This is a genomic window from Synechococcus sp. R8-2 (assembly GCF_047461715.1).
Taxonomy (GTDB): domain Bacteria; phylum Cyanobacteriota; class Cyanobacteriia; order Thermostichales; family Thermostichaceae; genus Thermostichus.
On sequence record NZ_JANSHQ010000670.1, the window covers coordinates 1 to 2008 of the forward strand.

At 61.5% G+C, this 2008-nt stretch carries 2 protein-coding genes; both read right to left on the reverse strand.

What is annotated here, in order from left to right; all coding sequences use genetic code 11:
- On the reverse strand, nt 1–1231 hold a 1231-nt coding region (locus NW819_RS13725; protein ID WP_414414089.1), incomplete at its 3' end, for an NAD(P)H-hydrate epimerase.
- A gap of 56 nt (nt 1232–1287) precedes the next feature.
- Nucleotides 1288–1689, reverse strand: coding sequence for a VOC family protein (locus NW819_RS13730; protein WP_414342431.1), 402 nt, complete (start codon nt 1687–1689; stop codon nt 1288–1290).
- Nucleotides 1690–2008 lie beyond the last annotated feature (319 nt).

A 2008-nucleotide genomic window follows, 5' to 3' on the forward strand; every position in this document is an offset into this window, starting at 1 on the left:
TCCGCGCCCCTTTCAAAACCACCACTGCTCCACTCTGGGCTGCCGCCCTTTGGGCTGCCTCGATGCGATCCCCAAGCGGGATCCCCGGAAAAAGCCGCCGAAATTCCCCCAGGTGGGGGGTGAGGATGGCCTGGATCCCGTTTTCTGGCAGGCGCTCTACCCCCATCTCCGCCAGAGCATTGAGGCCATCGGCATCGATCACCCAGGGGATCCCGGCCCAATCCCGCAGCAGGATCTCCAGCAGGGGCAAACGGGTTTCTCCCAAGCCCGGCCCCACGGCCACCGCCTGAAAGGGTTTCTCGGCAACCTGGGGCAAAGCGGGGATCCCCTCCCAGGCATAGACCAAGACTTCCGGCAGGGCGCTGTGGATCACTCCTTTCAACTCCGCCGGCGCCGCCATCGTCACCATGCCCACCCCGCTGGCGCGGGATCCCAGCCCCGCCAACAGGGCCGCCCCGGCATAGGCCGCCGAGCCTGCCACCCCTAGCAGGGATCCCTGGCGGTATTTGTGGGTATCCAAAGGGGGATCCGCGGGAAAGTGCTGCCAAGGCCGCAGCAACAACCGGGGAACCTCATCCTCTGGGCAGGCCCAAGGGGGGATCCCAAAATCAACGCGACGTAACCGTCCTACCCAAGGCAGAGCTGCTTCCTGCCACAGCCCCCGTTTCCAAAGGCCAAGGGTATAGGTATGGCTGGCGCGAATGCAGCAGCCCCAGACTTCCCCGGTTTGGTCGTTGAGGCCAGACGGCAAATCCAGGCTAAGGATGGGGATCCCACTGCCATTGGCCCACCCCACCGCCCCCGCCCAAGGCTCCCCCAAGGGTCGGTTCAAACCGATCCCAAACAGGGCATCGATGAGCAAATCGCAATCGGCCAGCTCCTCAAGCTGCCCCACAAACTCCGCCCCCAGCGCCTTGAGATAGCGGGCGTGGTCTGCCGTTAGGGGCTTGAGTTCTGGCTTGCCCAGCCACACCTTCACCGACTTTTGGGCCAGCCATAGCTCCCGCCCAACCACCAACCCATCCCCACCGTTGTGCCCTGTCCCACAGAGGATCCCAATGCGATGGGCTTGCGGAAAATCCTTCTGCAACTGAGCAACAACGGCCAGCCCCACCTTCTCCATCAGAGCGGCAACGGGCATGCCGGCAGAGAAGATCTGCTCCTCAATGCGCTGCATCTGTGCGGAACTGACCAGGCTGATGGCCGGATTGAACTGGCAACGAGAACCCATATCGCTACGCAACGCTGTTGCAACCGGCGGCATTGCTGAGGGGAGATGGCTCATGGCTAAGTTGCGCTAATCGAGCTTAGCTCTATCACATTCCCATCCGGATCCCGGACGAACACTGCCGCTCGCCCGGAAGCGCTCGGTTGCACCTCATACCCTTCCTGCCGCAGGCGAGCCTTCACCGCTTCCAAGTCATCTACCCCCAGCGCCACATGGGGATTACGCCCCCACTTTGAGGATCCCGTTCCGCTTCGCTGCCGTGGATCCATCGGCTCCTCGGCCACGATTAAATGAATTTGGGAGGAACCCACTTGATACCAAGCGCCGGGAAAGTCAAACGGCAACCGTTCCACCTTGGGGATCCCAAGCACCGTTCCGTAAAAATGTTCGGCTCTGGCCAGATCGCTCACCCAAAGGGCGGTGTGCAGGTGATGATAGGTTGGCTTTTGGGGGGCAGTCATTGTCTTGTTGGGAAATCTTGACCGTGGGGCTTTGCAAGGCCGACGCGAACATCAATATTTTCTCCGAACGGCAAGCCAAACCCGTAAGCTAAGGTGGAGCTAGCGCACCCGCGACAACCGTATCTTTGTTTTCGCACAGGGGTTGGCCCATGGGATCCCGCACCAAGTTTTTCGGCACGGTCTTGGCCATGCTGGCCGTGAACAGCATCTACATGCAGTTGCAGCAGCTTTCCCTGAGGCTGGAGGAAAGGGATCCCGCTCCCTCTGAGCAGTCTTCTCCAGAGCCTCAAAGCAGCCAGGACTCCGTCCCGCCAACGCG